Source organism: Sphingomonas faeni (assembly GCF_003053745.1).
GTDB lineage: Bacteria > Pseudomonadota > Alphaproteobacteria > Sphingomonadales > Sphingomonadaceae > Sphingomonas > Sphingomonas faeni.
This window is the reverse complement of the sequence record NZ_QAYE01000009.1, coordinates 42546-59992: the sequence shown is the minus strand read 5'-3', so window position 1 is coordinate 59992 and position 17447 is coordinate 42546. Positions and strand designations below refer to the sequence as shown.

Sequence of the window (17447 nt, the reverse complement as noted above, 5' to 3'; positions counted from 1 at the left end):
CGGTACATCGTACGCCTTACAGGTACCGCCACCACCAGCCGGTATGGGTCCGTTTGAACCGTCCGAACCACCGGCACGCGAACCAGCACGGCACGGCGGCGGCGGCGGCAACGAGCCAGATCGACGCGACGTTCGGGACGCTGACCAGCCCCTTGATCGCACCGCCCGTCACCGCACCGGTCAGGCTGTTCACGCCGTGGAGCAAATAGAGGTGTAGGATGTAGAAGAACAACGGCGCCGATCCGAACACCACCAGCACGCCGTTCAACCGCGCCGATGTGCGCTCGAACGCCGCCAGAAGCAGCATGCCGATGCCGAGCGTGAGCAGGATGAAGTCCGCGGACGGCGGATATTTGGTGAGGTTGAGAACGCTCATGACCGTTGCAAGCGGCGTCGTGCCGACCTGCCACGGCAGTGGTTCGCCGTAGCCGCTGAGCGCGCGCAGCACCGCGAACAGCGCGAGCGCCGCAGCGCCGGTCATCATCAGGCGGCGGCGACGGACATCCCGGTCGACACCGCGCGCGAACCACGGCCCGATCGACCAGCCGAGCGCGATGACGCCGATCCAGGGCAGCAACGGATAGGACGTCCGCGCCCTTGCGCCGAACTGCAGGTCGATGAACCCGCGGTCGTGCAGCACGCTCCACGCGACATACCCAGGCTGGTCGGGTGTGAACGTGATCGGATCGAGCAAATTGTGGCCCAGCACGATCGCCAGCCCTAGGACGAGCACGGCGATGCGCGGAAGATGGATTAGCGCCGCCAGAGCGATCATCGACAGCCCGATCACCCAGATCACCTGGAGATAGACGATCGCGGGGGTGAAATCGAACGACCAGGCGAAATTGACGACCGTCACTTCGAGCGCGACGAGGAACAGCCCGCGCTTCAGCAGGAACGACGACGCCGCTGCCCTGCCGCCGCCAGCATCTCCGCCGCGCGAGTCCGCGTATAACGATGCCGCGAGCCCGGTCAGCAGCACGAAGACGGGCGCGCACAGATGCGCCGTGAGCCGCGTGAAGAACAGGGTCGGCGGCGTCGCGGGCAACGCCATCGGGTCGCTCACCTGCATAGGGTAATAGAAGAGTTCGCGGGTGTGATCGACGAGCATCAGCAGCATGACGAACCCGCGCAGCGCATCGACCGAGACGATCCGCGACCGCTTGGCCTGCGCGCCCGTCGGAGCTTCCACATGGGTATCGGACGCCGCGGCCGGCGTTCCGGCGACGTTGGGCATTGGACTGAAAACGGTTGACAAGATCGAAGCACCTCCGCCAATCGCGATGTTACATCATCACAGAGAAGGCAACATTTTTTGTCGACGCGTCCACGATCGATCGCCTTCGCCAGCATTTTTCTGCTGCTCGCCTGCCCCGTTACTGCCGAGGCGCAGGACAAGACCGACCGCGAGCCGGAGCGCGAGGAACGACGGGTCGATGACGAGGCCGAGACGATCGTCGTTCTCGGTACGCGCAGCACGCGGGCGGATCGGACCCTGTCGTCCGACCTCGCCACCGAACGCATGTCGCAATCCAGTCGCTCGCTCGAACGCGACCTGCTCACCGCGGCGGGGACGTACCGGCTCGGCGACGCGCTGGAGCTCGTCAGCGGCGTCAGCAACCAGAACAACCGCGGCGGCTTCCTCGACAATTTCGCGATCCGCGGGTTCCTCGGCACGCCCGACGGCGGCGCCGAATATTATGTCGACGGGTTCCTCGCCAATCGTGGCCTCGCGCCACCGCGCGATCCGGCGACGACCGAGCGGATCGAGGTGTTGAAGGGTCCGGCCGGCGCGCTGTTCGGCGACATCGATCCGGGCGGTCGCGTCAACATCGTCAGCAAGACTCCGCGCTTCACGCCTGGCGCGACCGCGACGCTTACCTATGGCTCGTTCGATACGCGCCGCGTCGAGATCGATGCAACCGGTCCGCTGTCCGACACGATCGCGGCGCGGATCGTCGTTGCCACCGAGGACAGCGATGGCTGGCGCGATTTCGTGCCGTTGCGTCGCCGCGTCGTCGCGCCTTCGCTGACCTGGGCGCCGCGCGATGGCCTTCGGCTGACCTATGTCGGCGAGATCACGCGGTTCGACGCGCCGTTCGACCGCGGCATCCCGGCGATCGGCGGCGACGCCAACGCGCTGCCAAGATCGCGCTTCTACGGCGAGCCCGGCGACGGGACGACGCGGTTTCGCAACCAGCGACACCAGCTGACCGGCGAGGCGCGGCTCGACGACCGTATCTCGCTCAACGGCGGCGTGGCCTGGCGGACGGGATCGCTCCGTGGGTTCTCGTCCGACCAGTCGCGGCTCGTCGGCGGCCAGACGCTGTGGCGCCAGCGACGCGCGCGCGACTACACCGTCGACGACCTGTCCGCGCGGCTGGAACTGACCGGACGATTCGGCGCGCACCGTGCCAGCGTCGGCGTGAAGGGCTATACGCTCGACTATCACGAGGGGCTGTTGCGGCGGAACCCGACCGCGGCCAACCCGTATGCGATCGACGTGTTCGCGCCGGTCTACGGCGGGCAGGCGCTGCCGCTGGCGCCGTTCACGGACAATGACGAGACGCGGCGGTCCGCCACGCTGTATGCGCAGGACATGTGGGACGTGACCGATCGGTTCACGCTGACCGGCGGCGTCCGCTTCGACGCGTATCGCCAGCAGATCCGCAACAACCGTACCGGCGTGGTCGGGCGCACGGTCGACGAGCCGGTGAACTTCCGGCTGGGTGGCCGCTACGCGCTGAGCGACGTCTTTGCGGTCCATGCGAACTGGGGCGAGAGCTTCCTGCTCAACTCGGGCACGGGGCGTGACAACCAGGGCTTCTCACCCGAACGCGGCAAGGGATACGAGATCGGTGGCACCGCTGCGCTGCCGGGCATCGACGTCGCGGTGACGTATTTCGACATCGCCAAGCGCGACATCCTGACCAACGACCCGGTCGATCCGAACTTCCTCGCGCCGGTCGGGAAGCTGTCGAGCAAGGGCATCGAGTTCGACGCGTCGGTGCGCCTTGCCAAGCAGTGGCAGGTCGTCGCGAACTATGCCTGGACGCGCGCGCGGACCGACGACAGCATCTTCGCGACCGACCGCGTGTTGAACGTGCCCGAACATGCCGCGACATTGTTCGCGATCGGGCGCTTCCTCGACGACGAGGGGCGCGGGCCCTCGGTCAGCGCAGGGGCGAGCTATGTCGGCAAGCGCGCCGGGGCGATCGACACCAGCGGGCTCGTCCTGCCCGACTATTTGAAGGCCAAGGCGGCGGTCGAATACGCGGTCTCGCGGCGCCTGTCGGTGCGCGCCGAGGCCGACAATCTGTTCGACGCCCGGTTCGCGCAGAGTTCGTACAGCCCGGTGTGGATCTTCCCGGGGGCGCCGCGGACGGTCCGGCTGTCGGTCCGCCTGAGCCAGTGATCCGCGGCGACCTTAGTCCCCGTTAGAAGAACAGCTTGCGGATGCTGAGGCGGACGGTGCGGCCGAGCGGGTCGAGATAGTCGGGCTGGTAGGTGTTGGGCACAATGCCGGTCGCGTCGGTGACGCGCTGGCGGGTGTTGAAGACGTTGTCGACCGACAGGCTGACGCGCATGCCGCGCAGCCATGGATGCGCCTTCACCCATTCGAGGCGCTGGCCGAGATCGGCGAACAGCCGCGCGTTGGCGGTGGCGAGGCCGCCGAAGTTGAGCGTCTCGGGTGCGGCGGTCGTGCCGCCGTTGACGCGCGTGCCGGTCGCGTAGTTGGCGGAGATCCGCGCGCCGAGGCCGTTGTTGGTGTACCCGGCTTGCGCCTCCAACTCGTGACGCGCCTGCCCGCCGCTGTTGCCGATCGCGTCGCCGTTCAGCAAGTTCAGGCTCGGGCCGCCGTCTGCGACGAGGACGCGGTCGGTGAAGTGCCAGGTGTGGTAAACCGCGAACTGGATGCGGCCGCCGGCCTGCCCGCCACGTCCGCCGAAGCCACGTCCGCCGCCGCCGCCGGGGCCACCTGCGCCTGGACCACCACCGGCACGCGCACCGTCACCGCGCGGTCCATCGCCGCCTGCGCCACCGGGACGACGGCCGCCGGGGGGTTGCAGACCCTCGAACGGGTTGGGACCGGTGCCGGCACGATAGGCCTCGAGTTCACGCTGGATCTTCGACTTGAGCGGCGCGGAGAAGTTGATCCCCCAGCGCAGTTCGGAGCGATCGCTGCGCGCGAAATTGATCGGCCGGCGATCAACCTGCAACAAATTGCCCTCTAAATCGCGCTGAAAGCGACCGGGGAATGCGTCCGCAATCGCCGCCGTGACGGCGGGGAACGCCGCGATCGGGTTGTCGACCCGGCTCTCGACATAGTTGGCGGTGATCGACAGGTCCTTGGCCGACCAGGGCTTCAGGGTCAGCCCGACTTTCTTGACGTGGTTGTTGTCCGCGACCAGCCCCGGATTGCCGCCGCTGATCGTCGTGACGATCGCGGTCTCGCCGCGCACGTAATCGAACACGCGGACGTTGGGGGTGGTGATCGCTGGGTTGCCGAGTTGCTGTGCGGTCGGTGCCTCGTCGGTGTCGGTTACCGAGGCGATCACGCGCACGCCCTCGATCGGCGACCAGTTCGCGCCGTAGCCGAGCGTTTGCAGCGTGCCGAAGTCCGACAGATGGTCCTCGGCAAGGTTGAAGTTCGCCGACAGCGTGCCGAGAAACGGCAACACGTCCTTCGACCGGCTCGTCAGCGGCACGTCGACATTGACCTGGCCATTGACCGTGTCGCGCGACACCCGCCCCTGCGTATCGACCCCCAGGAGGTTGACGGTACGGTACGAGCGGCTTTTGAAATCGGCGGTTTCGGCACCGAGCTTGATCGTCGTCGAGACCGAGCCTGCGGGCAGCGAGAAGAGATTGCCGTTCGCGACCGCATCGAGTTCACCGGTGCTCTGCGTCGCATAGGCGCGGTTGCCGGGCAGTGCACCGAAGTCGCTCGCGCTCAAGCGGCCGAACGGGTTGGCGGTCGGATCGCCGGCGCGGATGAGGGCATTGAAGGCACTCGCGTCGAGGCCCGTCTCGGTGAAGGTCTGCGTGTCGCTGCGGTCGTAATTGCCCGTCACGTTCCAGCGCCACGTGCCGATATCGCCGTTGAGCGTGGTGCCGAGATGCGCGGCGATCGAGGAGGTGCGCTGGGTCAACGGCAGGACGCCGTCGTCCTCGATCGCGCGGTTGATGGCCGTAATGCTGCCGAACGGTGTCAGCGCGACGACGGGCAAGCCGTTGAGGCTGCGGCTGTCGGTCGATTCGAGGCGGCCGTTGATCGTCGCGCCGATGTTGCCGAAGATGTTGCGGGCATAGACGCTGTTCGCGGTGAAGGTGCTGGTCGCGGACTGGAGCGTGCGGAACGGCCGCTGGTCGACGGCATTGCCGTCCACGCCGAGCGCGCTGTTCGCGGTGCGCTGAGGCTGGAGGATGTCGCGCTGCGACTCGGTCAGCGGTTCGCTCGACGTATATTCGACGTGCAAGTTGAGCCGGCGATCGCGGGCGATGTTGAGCATGTCGAGCGAGCCCTTGGGGGTATTGCCCCCGCCCTCGGTCGCCTGCGTGTCGGCGGCCTCTGCGGTAACCGCGCGGAAGCGGCGGCGCAGGACGAAGTTCACGACCTTCTGGTCCGCGCGATAGCCGTATTTGAGCGCGACCTCCTCGGGCAGGATCTCGACGCGCTGGATCGCCTCGGTCGGGATGTCGCGGATCTCGCTGAAGCTGGAGATGCGACGGCCGTTGAGCAGCACGACCGGCGCGCCGCCGCTGCCGCGACCGCTGGTGGTCTGCGGGCTGAGTTCGTTGAGCAGGTCCGACACCGTGCTGACGCCGTAGGACCGGATCTCTGCCTGGCCCAGCGTCTGGTCGGGTGGGATGTCGCCGATCACCGCGCCCGGCAGCTTGCGCGATCCCGTGACGACGATCTCCTCGGATTCGGCGCCCTCGTCCTGTTCGGGCGCTTGCGCGGCGGGTGCGGCGGCGGGACGCGACGGTGCCTGTTGCGCGGCCGCCATTGCGGGCATGCTCACTGCCAGAACCAGACCCAAACTGCGCATACCCGTTCCACCCCGATGATCGAGCATGCCGATTAGGCGGCAATTGTCGCAGGATTGTGCCGGTTCGGCGGTGCTTTCGTCACAAGCGCGGCTTATCGCGACATATGCGCTTCCATCTCCTCCAACGGCACGCCCTTGGTCTCGGGAAAGTATAGGAACACGGTCACGAACTGCACCGCCATCATCGCGGCGAAGAACAGGAACGGCGCGCCTGCCGACCATGCCGCGGCGACGGGGAAGACCTGCGCGATCACCGCGTTCCAGCCCCAGTGGCTCGATGACCCGATGCTCGATCCGCGCGCGCGGACGTTCTGCGGGAAGACCTCGGAGATATAGACCCAGATCACCGCGCCCGAACCCGGCGCGAAGAACATGATGAAGACGATGAGCGACGGCAGCAGCAGCCAGTTGGGCAGAACTCCCAATAGCGCCAACCCGCCGACGGTCAGCGCGGCGGTCATGCCGGCCGAGCCCCAGAGCAGCAGCGTGCGGCGGCCGATCCGGTCGATCAACAGCATCCCGAGCAGCGTGAAGACCATGTTGGCGACACCGATCATCACGGCTTGCAGGTCGGGCGACAGGCTGCCGCCGGACGCCTTGAAGATGTCGTTGAGGTAATAGAGGAACGCGTTGATGCCGCTGAACTGGTTGAACATCGCGACCAGGAAGGCGAGCGTGATCGGCTTGCGGTGGCGCGTCCACGACAACGACGCATCGCCCTTGGGCGCATCGAGTTCGGCGCGCGCGACGTCGGGACTCATGCCGACCAGCGCGAGCACCTGCTTCGCCTCGACGTCGCGGCCCTTGGCGAGCAGCCAGCGCGGTGAATTGGGGATACGGAACAGGAGGCCAAAGAACACCAGCGACGGTGCCGCGACGATCCCGAGCTTCCACCGCCACTCGACGTCGCCGATATCGAGCGAACCGATGACCGCGTTCGAGACATAGGCGAGCAGGATGCCGAGGATGACCGCGAACTGGAAGCCGCCGACCATCTTGCCGCGCTGCGCAGGCGGTGCGAGTTCGGCGATATAGGCGGGCGCGAGCACCGACGAGCCGCCGATCGCGATGCCGTTGATGAAGCGGAAGCCGATGAAGCTGTGCCAGTTCCACGCCAGCGCGCAGCCAAGCGCGGTGACGACGTAGAGAAAGGCGAGGATACGCAGCACGTTGCGGCTGCCGTAGCGATCGCCGAGCGTGCCGATGAACAGCGCGCCGATCAACGTACCCCAGAGCGCGGACGACACGGTGAAACCGAGCCACGCCTCGCTGAGCGCGAACTTGGCCTTGAGTGCGCCGGTCACCCCGGCGATCACCGCGGTGTCGAAGCCGAACAACAGCCCTGCGAGCGCGGCTGTGGCGACGCTCGCGATCAGGATCGTGCGGGGCTGTGCGCTCATTGGGCGCGGTGTCGCGAAGGAATGATCGTCATCACCGTGTTGTGAACGTTTTACGCGCCTCCGCAAGACCATCGCCTGCCATTTCGACGCGCGAAAACACCCGTTTTCGGTTCTTCAAAACGCATTAACGACTTACCCCTAGCGCTACGCCGGTAGCATGGTGCGAGGTACGCGGTGAATATCGATCACGGTCGGCGATTGAGGCCAATACGTATGATCAGGCGCTTGGCCGGGGTCGTAGCACTCTGTCTCGGTCTGGTGGCAACCCCCGCTTTGGCCGCATGTGCCGTAACGCCAACACCACCTGCAGGGTCGCCACCGGTACCGCCGGTCGACCTCGGCACCTTTTCGCCAGCCGCATTATTCTCGACCGACAAGCTTCCGTCGGCGATGCCGTACGTGGCCATGACCGGATCGTTCGGTTGCAACTCCACGCCGCTGCTGGCTTTGATGAGTAGCGACAGCCTGGTCGTTACCGTCAAGTCCGGTACCGTCTACACATTGAAATCTCCTGCTGGCGCGACCGCCACTTATCTGCTGGCCGCGGATTCAGGGGGGCAAAACCAGCTGGCCGCCGGCACGCCGCGAACCATCATCAACGGCACGACATCGCTGTTGACCAACACGCGCGCCGCCGTACCGCTATACCTGAAGGCGCGAAGCACGACCCGCCTCGCACCCGGCGTCTATACCGGCAACTTCGAGGTAAAATGGGACTGGTCGTTCTGCACGTTGCTTGGGGTAAAAGTACTCGGACTCGACGTCTGCGTGCTCAGCGATACCGGCAGCGCAAGCGGGATCGTCAACATGAAGATGACGGTCGCCGAAAAAGGCGCGATCGTCTCGATCTCGCAGAGAACCACCTGGGAGGCGTCCGCGTCGACCAACAATCCCAAGGCCATTCCCGGTTCGAAATTGCGCATGATCGTGAAGATTGAGAATCCCGACATCGTACCGCTCGACCTCGATACGCTGACGGTAACGCTGCCTACCCCCACCGGACTGCGCGTGGCGCTGGATGGCGACGGTGCTGGGTCGGGGCCGGTCGTGCAGGCTGGCGATACGACCGGCACGACGGGGCTGAAATTCAAGTATCTGTCGCCTTCGGACACTAGCGATGATGTCGACTTTGCCAGCGGCAGCGACGTGTGGGGCTACAAGCCTATCGCGGGCGATTCGGCGACGCAGGGACTGGTCACCGCCGTCCAGTTCAATCCGAAAGGGGTGATGGCAGCCGGCACGGCCTATACGATCTCGATCCCCTATTCGGTGAAATGATCAGGCAGGGCCAGAGCGCTCGTCCGCCGATCGCAAGTCGGGAAGGCCCCCGACCAGCTCCATCTTGGTCGCGGTCGAGCCGACTTCGATGCCTGCCTCGCGGAACTGGCGGAGCAATGTGAACAGCAGTTCGCTGCGCATCGGATAGGCATCGCGCGGGCTCGCCACGTACGCGAAGCAGTTGAACTTGGCGCGGCCGGCGTCGATCGAATCGATGAACACCTTGGGCTCGGGATCGTCGAGCACCTCGTGCTTCTCCGCGAATGCCGCGAACAGCATCGTCCGCACCGCATCCAGATCCTCCTCGAGCGGCACCGAGAATTGCAGCTGGATCCGGCCGATCGGCGCCGCCAGCGTCATGTTCTGGATCGTCTTGGTGATCAGCTCCGAATTCGGCACGATCAGCGTCGAGCGGTCCGCCACCTGGATCTCGGTCGAGCGGACGTTGATGCGCTTCACGTCGCCTTCCATGTTGCCGATCCGGACGAGATCGCCGATCTTCACCGGGCGTTCGGCCAGCAGGATCAGCCCCGACACGAAGTTCTGCGTGATCGCCTGCAGGCCAAAACCGATCCCGACCGACAGCGCGCCGAGCACCACGGCCAGCTTCTCCATCCCGATCCCGAGCGCGCCGAGCGCCCACAGCACCGCGGCGATGATCCCGGCATAACGCGCGACCATCATCACCGAATTCTGCGCGCCGGCATCCATCGCGGTGGTCGGCAGATAGCTGTTCACCAGCCAGTGCTGCAGCCCGCGCATGATCGCCAGCGCGACGAACAGCACCGCGATCGAGCGCAGCACCGCGCCCGGCGAGATCGTGACCTGGCCGATCGTCACGCCGTTCGCGACCGTCCCGAACAGCTCGAAAGCCGAGCCGACGCCCGCCCCGAACGGCGCCATTACCGCGCCGACCGCGAGCAGGATCAGCAGCAGCCGGAGGACCGCCGACAGCAGCACGCCGATCTGGTCGACGGTCTTGTTGTCGACGCCGAAACCGCTGTTCGCCGAACGGCCGAGACGGTTGCCGCTCGACAGCAACGTCCGGCACGCATCGTCGGTGAAGGTCATCATCAGGTACAGCGTCGCCCCGACGATCGCGCCCCACAGCAACCACGTCGCAACCTTGAAGGCGAAATTCACATAGCCGATCAGGCCTGCGATCAGCGTCACCAGCAGGACCAGCCAGACGAGCGTCGCGACGATCGCAAGCAGCGTGTTGCGCGCGGGCTTCGTCGGGTCGGGCAGCGCGGCGGCGCGCAACCGGCCGAGCGTTACCAGGATCGCGCCGAGCAGGACGATATGCAGCAGCGCGACGACCGCGTTGGCCGCGCTCGATGCGGGCGCGCTTATCCCGATCAGCGTGTTGGTCGCGATCAGCAACTGGCCGAAGAAGATCAGCCCGGCGGCCATCCAGGTGTACGGGCGCAGCGCCTGCGCGGCCGGGTCACCGATCGGCAGCAGCCGCCACGTGGACTGGCCGCGCAACAGGAGCGCGCCGCCGAGCGACGACACGAACGCGCAGAACCATGTGATCCCGACGAAGAGCGCGCCGAACCGGCTCCAGGCGGGGGAGACAAGCCCGGCCCAGCGCAGCGACGCGACGATCGCCCAGGCGGCGAGGCCCGGCAGCGCGGTGCCGATCACGACCAGCCACAGCGCATAGGCCGAGCGGCGCAGTCGACCGCCGGGCGCGTGGTTGGTCGCGTAGCGCCGGCCGACGCCGTGCAGCCAGCGTCGTAGCGGCACGATCAGGACCAGCGCGGTGAGGATCCCGATCAGCAGGCCGGTGCCGGCACGCATGTCGAACCGCGCGCCGAACTGGCGGATCTCGACATTGGCGAACCGCATGAGCCGCGAAGTGTCGCGGGGCAGGTGGTCGACGATCGCGGCCCACAAGGTCGGCGACAGCGGCGAGCCTGTGTTTTCGGACAATTGCTGGCCGAGTTCCTCTGCCTCAGCCGCACCGATGTCGTCGATCTGCTGCTTGGCCTCGATGCCGATGAGGCGCGCGCGCTTGATCGCGGAATCGATTCCGGATTGGCTCTGGGCGAGGAGTTTGCGTTGCGCGCGGATCTCGGGCGCCTCGACGACGCCGGGGGTGGCGGCGCCGAGCTCGGTGACGCGCGCCTGGACGAGGGCCATCTCGGGGGTGAGCGTGCGGACGGCGTCGGCCGCGGTGGTCTGCACGGTTTGCGCGCGGGTGCGGAGAGCTTGGCGCGCCTTGTCGTCGCGCGCGGCGGGGGTCGCGTCGTCGATCGCCTGGAGTTCGGCGGAGGCTTGGGTGAGGCTCGCTGCGACGGTCGCGACCTTGGGCTCGTCCTGCGCGATCGCGGGGAGCGCGGTGACTAGGAGGAGCAGCGCGGCGAGGTAACGGAGGAGGGTCATCCGGGGTGCTTTACAGCGACGGGGCCGGAAACGGGAGGGGGTGGCGGGGTCGGACCGGGTTGGGACGCAATCGCTAGTTTAGTAAGCGTTGCTGTTAGTGGTGCCTCTCTTGTTACATGCGCTACCCCGGCGAAGGCCGGGACCCAGTTGGAAAGGTCGCAGTAACGGGGCGTCGGCCTCGGCCACCTGCCGCTCCCAACTGGGCCCCGGCCTCCGCCGGGGTGGCGTTCCCGTCGGGATGCGATGTCGAAAACACGGTCGCCACCCCGCTTCCTTGTTCTCCCGCGAAGGCGGGAGCCCAGGCTGGGTCCCCGCCTTCGCGGGGAAACAGGAAGTGCGGTCCGCCTCTTTCGCGCGAGCTAGAACAAGGCGCGCTTCCACCCTAGTCCGTCACCCCGGCGGAGGCCGGGGCCCACCGTTCCGCACACTCAATTCTATCAGGTGTGCCGGACGGTGGAGCCGGAACGAGTCCGGCATGGCGGGGCGCGATGGGCGTTGGCTAGGGCAGAACTAGACCGCTCGTCGCTCAGTCGAGTTCGAGAATCACCTGATCCACCGCGAGGCTGTCACCAGTTTTCGCCGCGACCGACTTCACCGTGCCAGTCTTCTCGGCGCGCAGGATGTTCTCCATCTTCATCGCCTCGACCACCGCGAGCGGCTGCCCCGCCTCAACCTTGTCGCCCGCTGCGACGTCGAGCCGCACCAGCAGACCTGGCATCGGGCAGATCAGGAACTTCGACAGATCGGGCGCGACCTTCTCGATCAGGTGCGCGGTGTACGGCGCGACGCGAGCGGGTAGCACGCGGGCGACATGGCTCGCGCCGCGGGTCGTCAGCTTGAAGCCGGCGCGGGCCTTGGCGATGCGGATCGTGAGGTGCTCGTCGCCATCGGTCCCGTGGCCGTCGGCGACCACCATGCGATCGCCGGGCGTGTATTCGAGCGCCAGGTCGAGGTCTTCGCCATCGACCATGATGCCGTCGGTCGAGACCGTCACCGCGTGGTCGATCTTGTCGATCGTCACCGACCAGTCGGCGGGCGGGCGGAGACGCTTGCCGAGCTGGCCGTCGATGCGGCGCGCGCGGTCGGCTTCTGCCGTGGCCGCGAAGGCTGCGACGGCGGCGAGCGTCTTGAGCAACGCGGCGTCGGCGGGGGCGCCGTGGAAGCCTTCGGGATATTCCTCTGCGATGAAGCCCGTGGTGAGCGCACCCGACTGGAAGCGCGGATGCTGCATGATCGCCGAGAGGAAATCGATGTTGTTGCCCGGCCCCTCCAGCTCGAACGCATCGAGCGCGGCGATCTGCGCGGCGATCGCGGCGTCGCGGGTGGGGGCCCAGGTGATGAGCTTGGCGATCATCGGGTCGTAGAACATGCTGACCTCACCGCCCTCGCGGACGCCGTCGTCGACACGGATTCGGGGTTCTGCGGACTCCGCCACCCCTTCCCCGTTCGTGCTGAGCGAAGTCGAAGCACTATCGCTCGGGGCATGCCCTTCGACTTCGCTCAGCGCGAACGGGAGGGGCGGGTTGTAGCGGACCAAGCGACCGATCGACGGCAGGAACCCACGATACGGGTCCTCTGCATACACCCGGTTCTCGATCGACCAGCCGTTGAGCTTCACCTCGTCCTGCGTGAATCCAAGCGGTTCGCCGGCCGCCACGCGGATCATCAGTTCGACCAGATCTAGCCCGGTGATCTCCTCGGTCACCGGATGCTCGACCTGCAGCCGGGTGTTCATCTCGAGGAAGTAGAACCCCTCCCCCGTCGTGTCCGCACCCGACACGATCAGTTCGACCGTTCCCGCCGAATAATAGCCCACAGCCTGCGCGAGAACGACCGCCTGCTCCCCCATCGCTTTCCGCATGGCAGGCGTGACGAACGGCGAAGGCGCCTCCTCGACGACCTTCTGGTGACGCCGCTGGATCGAGCATTCGCGTTCGTTGAGATAAACGATGTTGCCGTGCTGGTCGCCGATCAGCTGGATCTCGATATGGCGCGGCGATTCGATGAACTTCTCGATGAACACGCGGTCGTCGCCAAAGCTGGCAAGCCCCTCGCGCTTGGTCGCCTCGAAGCCTTCGCGGACGTCCTGTTCGCTGTACGCGAGCCGCATGCCCTTGCCGCCGCCGCCGGCCGATGCCTTCATCATCACCGGATAACCGATGCCGCCGGCGATCTCGACCGCGTGATCGGTGCTGTCGATCTCGCCGAGATAGCCCGGCACGACGTTGACGCCCGCGGCCTTGGCGAGCTTCTTCGATTCGATCTTGTCGCCCATCGCGGCGATCGCTTTCGGAGGAGGCCCGACGAACGCGATCCCGGCGTCCGCGCAGGCCAGTGCGAAACTCTCACGCTCGGAGAGGAAGCCGTAGCCGGGGTGGATGCAGTCCGCGCCGGTTTCCTTGGCGGCCAGCAATATCAGCTCGGCCTTGAGATAGCTTTCGGCGGCGGGTGCCGGCCCGAGCCGGACGGACTCGTCGGCCATCAGCACATGCGGCGCGCGCGCGTCGGCGTCGGAATAAACCGCGACGGTCTTGATGCCCATCGCCTTGGCGGTCCGCATGACGCGGCACGCGATCTCGCCCCGATTGGCGACCAGGATTTTCTTGAACATCACTCGCCCTACTCTGTGCCGTCTTGCCGGACGCGGTCCGGGTGCGGACTGGTTATTGGTACCACATCATCGTCTTGAGCTGCTTCGTACGGGCCTGCGTCAGGTCGGTCCGACACCCGGCAATCGTCATGCCCTGCGCCGAACCGCCGGCATATTGCCCGCCCTCGATCACGCACTGCGTATCGCGGAACTTGAGCCAAGCACGCTGGCTCTCCAACAGCGCGGCCGCATAGCCGAACCCGCCGCCACGCGACCCGTCCTGCGCGTCGCGCCGTTTCATGTAGGCGTACGTCCGGTTCCACTGCGCGGTCATCGCCGCATCCGCCTGGGCATAACTCGTACCGGCGGACCGGTTCATCGTCGCCTGCGCCTGCATCGGCGCGGCGGCCATCAATAGTGCGATCAGCAGCATGTCTTGGTCTCCCGCATCGGCTCCGCGCCGACCATCGGCTTCATCCCCAGCTTCGCCAGCAGCGTCGCATCGGCGCTGTCGCCAGCGTTGCCAGTGGTCAGCAGCTTGTCGCCGGTGAAGATCGAGTTCGCGCCGGCCATGAAGCAGAGCGCCTGGGTCGCCTCGGACATGCTCTCGCGCCCGGCCGACAGGCGGACCATGCTCAGCGGCATCGTGATCCGCGCGACCGCGACCGTCCGGACGAACTCGATGTCGTCGATCTGCGCCATCGGCGTACCCGCGAGCATGTCACCGAGCGGCGTACCCTTGACCGGGACCAGCGCGTTGACGGGGACGCTCTCGGGGTGGCGCGGCAGCGTGGCGAGCGCGTGGACGAAGCCGACGCGGTCGCTGCGCGTCTCGCCCATCCCGACGATCCCGCCGCAGCAGACCGAAATCCCTGCGTCACGGACGTTCGCGAGCGTCTCGAGGCGATCGCCGAAGGTGCGCGTGGTGATGACGTTGCCGTAATTCTCGGGCGAAGTGTCGATGTTGTGGTTGTAGTAATCGAGGCCCGCGTCGGCGAGCTGCCTGGCCTGGTCCGCGTCGAGCATGCCGAGCGTCATGCACGTCTCGAGCCCCATCGCGCGGACGCCCTCGACCATGGCGACGACCTTCGGCATGTCGCGCGGCTTCGGGTTGCGCCAGGCGGCACCCATGCAGAAACGCTGCGAGCCCGCGGCCTTGGCCTGCGCGGCGTCAGCGAGGACCGCGTCGACGTCCATCAGCTTTTCCGCCTTGAGGCCAGAGTCGGACGACGCGGACTGCGAGCAATAGCCGCAATCCTCGGGGCAGCCGCCGGTCTTGATCGACAACAGCGTGCAGAGCTGGACTTCGCCGATAGCGTGATGCGCGCGGTGGACGGTCTGCGCGCGGAACATGAGTTCGTCGAACGGAAGGTCGAACAGCGCGGCGATCTCAGGGCGGGTCCAGTCGGTGCGGGAAACGGGAGCATCGCGCACCAGGCTCGGAGCCACTGCATGTGCGAGAGTACGGAGGAGGGTATCGGTCATTCGGCGGCTTCCTCTTGCGGGGCCATGTTGTGGCCGAGGAGTTTCAACACGTCCTCGGCGGCCTGGATCAGGTTGGTGCCGGGTCCAAAGATCGCCTGGACCCCGGCATCGCGCAGCGCCTGATAGTCCTGTGCAGGGATAACGCCACCCGCGATCACCTTGATATCCGCGCGGCCTGCCTCGCGGAGATAGCCGATCAGCTCGGGGATCAGCGTCTTGTGGCCGGCGGCGAGGCTCGAGGCGCCGACGATGTCGACATCCTTTTCAAGCGCGAGCGCGGCGGCTTCGGCGGGGGTCTGGAAGAGTGGGCCGGGGACGATCTCGAAGCCCAGGTCGCCGAACATCGACGAGACGAGGTTGGCGCCGCGGTCGTGGCCGTCCTGGCCCATCTTGGCGACGAGCATGCGGGGTTTGCGACCCATGCGGCGCTCGGTCGCCTCGACGCCGTCGGTGAGGCGGGTCCAACGCGCGTCGTCCTCGTACGCGCCGCCGTAGATGCCGGAGACCGGGGTGGGCTGCGTGCCGTAGCGGCCGAACACGTCCTCCATCGCGGAGGAGATTTCGCCGAGGGTGGCGCGGGCGCGGGCGCATTCGACGGCGAGCGCGAGGAGGTTGTCGGAGCCCTTCGCCCCTTCCCGCAACGCGTCGAGCGCAGCCCGACACACGGCTTCATCGCGCGTGGCCTTTACCCGGTTGATTCGTTCGATCTGGCCCGCTCTCACCGCAACGTTGTCCACGTCGAGGATCTCGATCGCGTCCTGTTCGGCGAGCTTGTACTTGTTGACGCCGACGATGACGTCCTCGCCGCGATCGACGCGCGCCTGCCGCCCGGCTGCAGCTTCCTCGATCATCGCCTTGGGCCAGCCTGCCGCGACCGCCTTCGCCATGCCGCCTTCGGACTGGATCCGCTCGATCAGGGTCCATGCGCCGTCGACCAGCGACTGCGTCAGGCTCTCGATATAATAGCTGCCGCCGAGCGGATCGACGACCTTGGTCATCCCGGTCTCTTCCTGGATCACGATCTGCGTGTTGCGCGCGATCCGCGCGGAGAAGTCGGTCGGCAGCGCGATCGCCTCGTCGAGCGCGTTGGTGTGGAGCGACTGCGTGCCGCCCAACATCGCCGCCATCGCCTCGATCGTCGTGCGCATGACGTTGTTGTACGGGTCCTGCTCGGTCAGCGAAACGCCCGACGTCTGACAATGCGTGCGGAGCATCTTCGAGCGCTCGTCCTGCGCGCCCAACTGCGTCATCGCGCGGTGCCAGAGCACGCGGGCGGCGCGGAGCTTGGCGATCTCCATGAAGAAGTTCATGCCGATCGCGAAGAAGAACGACAGGCGGCCGGCGAACTTGTCGATGTCGAGGCCGGACGCGACGCCGTATTTCACATATTCCATGCCGTCGGCGATCGTGAAGGCGAGCTCGTGGAGCTGCGTCGCCCCCGCCTCCTGCATATGATAGCCGCTGATCGAAATGCTGTTGAACTTGGGCATCTCGCGCGATGTGTAGCCGAAGATGTCCGAGATGATCCGCATGCTCGGCTCGGGCGGGTAGATGTAGGTGTTGCGGACCATGAACTCCTTGAGGATGTCGTTCTGGATGGTCCCGTCGAGCAATTTGCGGTCGACGCCCTGCTCCTCGCCGGCGACTATGAAGAAGGCGAGGATCGGGATCACCGCGCCGTTCATCGTCATGCTGACCGACATCTTGTCGAGCGGGATGCCGTCGAAGAGGATCTTCATGTCCTCGACCGAGTCGATCGCGACGCCCGCCTTGCCGACGTCGCCGGTGACGCGGGGGTGGTCGCTGTCGTAGCCGCGATGCGTGGCGAGATCGAACGCTACCGACAGGCCCTTCTGGCCGGCGGCGAGGTTGCGGCGGTAGAACGCGTTCGAGGCTTCGGCGGTGGAGAAGCCTGCGTATTGGCGGATCGTCCACGGTCGGCCGGCGTACATGGACGCGCGGACACCGCGGGTGAAGGGGGCGAAACCGGGGAGGCCGGGGTCGGTGGTGACGTCTTCTGCGGTGTAGAGCGGCTTGACGTCGATGCCTTCTGGGGTCGGCCAGGTGAGGTCGGCGCCCTTTACTTCCTTGGCGGCGAGCGCCTGCCAATCGGCGAGAGTTGAAGCGGATTCGAGCTTGTCGGTCATGCTGAAAACACCACCCCGGCGAAGGCCGGGGCCCAGTTGGAAAGGTCTAGGTAACGGAGCGCAGCATCAGCCAATCGACCGTTGCCTAACTGGGCCCCGGCCTCCG

At 66.7% G+C, this 17447-nt stretch carries 10 protein-coding genes; 2 read left to right on the top strand and 8 right to left on the bottom strand.

Features of this window, described 5'->3' with window-relative positions; all coding sequences use genetic code 11:
• Positions 1 to 16: 16 nt before the first annotated feature.
• Complete coding sequence (locus tag C8J25_RS16095; protein WP_107955415.1) at positions 17 to 1237, bottom strand: acetyltransferase domain-containing protein; 1221 nt, start codon at positions 1235 to 1237, stop codon at positions 17 to 19.
• Positions 1238 to 1315: 78 nt separating this feature from the next.
• Here C8J25_RS16095 and C8J25_RS16090 point away from each other — a divergent pair, with 78 nt between their 5' ends.
• Positions 1316 to 3415, top strand: a complete 2100-nt coding sequence (locus tag C8J25_RS16090; RefSeq protein ID WP_244187157.1) for a TonB-dependent siderophore receptor — start codon at positions 1316 to 1318, stop codon at positions 3413 to 3415.
• Between the two features lie 22 nt (positions 3416 to 3437).
• Here C8J25_RS16090 and C8J25_RS16085 read toward each other — a convergent pair whose 3' ends face one another.
• A complete protein-coding gene (locus C8J25_RS16085; protein WP_341871543.1) occupies positions 3438 to 6020 on the bottom strand; it encodes a TonB-dependent receptor in 2583 nt (860 codons plus the stop codon).
• A 125-nt stretch (positions 6021 to 6145) separates the two neighbouring features.
• Positions 6146 to 7453 (bottom strand): sugar porter family MFS transporter, encoded by a 1308-nt coding sequence (locus C8J25_RS16080; RefSeq protein WP_107955413.1) that lies wholly within the window; start codon positions 7451 to 7453, stop codon positions 6146 to 6148.
• A gap of 258 nt (positions 7454 to 7711) precedes the next feature.
• Between C8J25_RS16080 and C8J25_RS16075 the strand changes: the two genes are divergently transcribed.
• A complete protein-coding gene (locus tag C8J25_RS16075) occupies positions 7712 to 8731 on the top strand; it encodes a protein CsuE (protein ID WP_146173361.1) in 1020 nt (339 codons plus the stop codon).
• Here the strand turns inward: C8J25_RS16075 and C8J25_RS16070 are convergent, their stop codons facing one another.
• The 5 genes from C8J25_RS16070 to scpA form a co-directional block, all read right to left on the bottom strand.
• Positions 8732 to 11119 (bottom strand): DUF3772 domain-containing protein, encoded by a 2388-nt coding sequence (locus C8J25_RS16070; RefSeq protein WP_107955411.1) that lies wholly within the window; start codon positions 11117 to 11119, stop codon positions 8732 to 8734.
• 526 nt (positions 11120 to 11645) lie between these two features.
• Entirely contained in the window at positions 11646 to 13730 is a 2085-nt protein-coding gene (locus C8J25_RS16065) for an acetyl-CoA carboxylase biotin carboxylase subunit (RefSeq protein ID WP_107955410.1), read from the bottom strand.
• A 52-nt stretch (positions 13731 to 13782) separates the two neighbouring features.
• Positions 13783 to 14142: a lysozyme inhibitor LprI family protein gene (locus C8J25_RS16060; RefSeq protein ID WP_107955409.1), complete on the bottom strand. Its 360-nt coding sequence runs from the start codon at positions 14140 to 14142 to the stop codon at positions 13783 to 13785.
• Positions 14133 to 15194 (bottom strand): biotin synthase BioB, encoded by a 1062-nt coding sequence (gene bioB / locus C8J25_RS16055; RefSeq protein ID WP_107955408.1) that lies wholly within the window; start codon positions 15192 to 15194, stop codon positions 14133 to 14135. The genes C8J25_RS16060 and bioB overlap by 10 nt, the downstream gene beginning before the upstream one ends.
• A complete protein-coding gene (scpA, locus tag C8J25_RS16050; RefSeq protein WP_107955407.1) occupies positions 15191 to 17341 on the bottom strand; it encodes a methylmalonyl-CoA mutase in 2151 nt (716 codons plus the stop codon). The genes bioB and scpA overlap by 4 nt, the downstream gene beginning before the upstream one ends.
• Between the last annotated feature and the right edge of the window lie 106 nt (positions 17342 to 17447).

Coding starts and splice junctions, on each gene's coding strand:
- C8J25_RS16095 (WP_107955415.1), bottom strand. CDS start 1,237: ATGCCCAACGTCGCCGGAACGCCGGCCGCGGCGTCCGATACCCATGTG.
- C8J25_RS16085 (WP_341871543.1), bottom strand. CDS start 6,020: ATGCCCGCAATGGCGGCCGCGCAACAGGCACCGTCGCGTCCCGCCGCC.
- C8J25_RS16080 (WP_107955413.1), bottom strand. CDS start 7,453: ATGAGCGCACAGCCCCGCACGATCCTGATCGCGAGCGTCGCCACAGCC.
- C8J25_RS16070 (WP_107955411.1), bottom strand. CDS start 11,119: ATGACCCTCCTCCGTTACCTCGCCGCGCTGCTCCTCCTAGTCACCGCG.
- C8J25_RS16065 (WP_107955410.1), bottom strand. CDS start 13,730: ATGTTCAAGAAAATCCTGGTCGCCAATCGGGGCGAGATCGCGTGCCGC.
- C8J25_RS16060 (WP_107955409.1), bottom strand. CDS start 14,142: ATGCTGCTGATCGCACTATTGATGGCCGCCGCGCCGATGCAGGCGCAG.
- bioB (WP_107955408.1), bottom strand. CDS start 15,194: ATGACCGATACCCTCCTCCGTACTCTCGCACATGCAGTGGCTCCGAGC.
- scpA (WP_107955407.1), bottom strand. CDS start 17,341: ATGACCGACAAGCTCGAATCCGCTTCAACTCTCGCCGATTGGCAGGCG.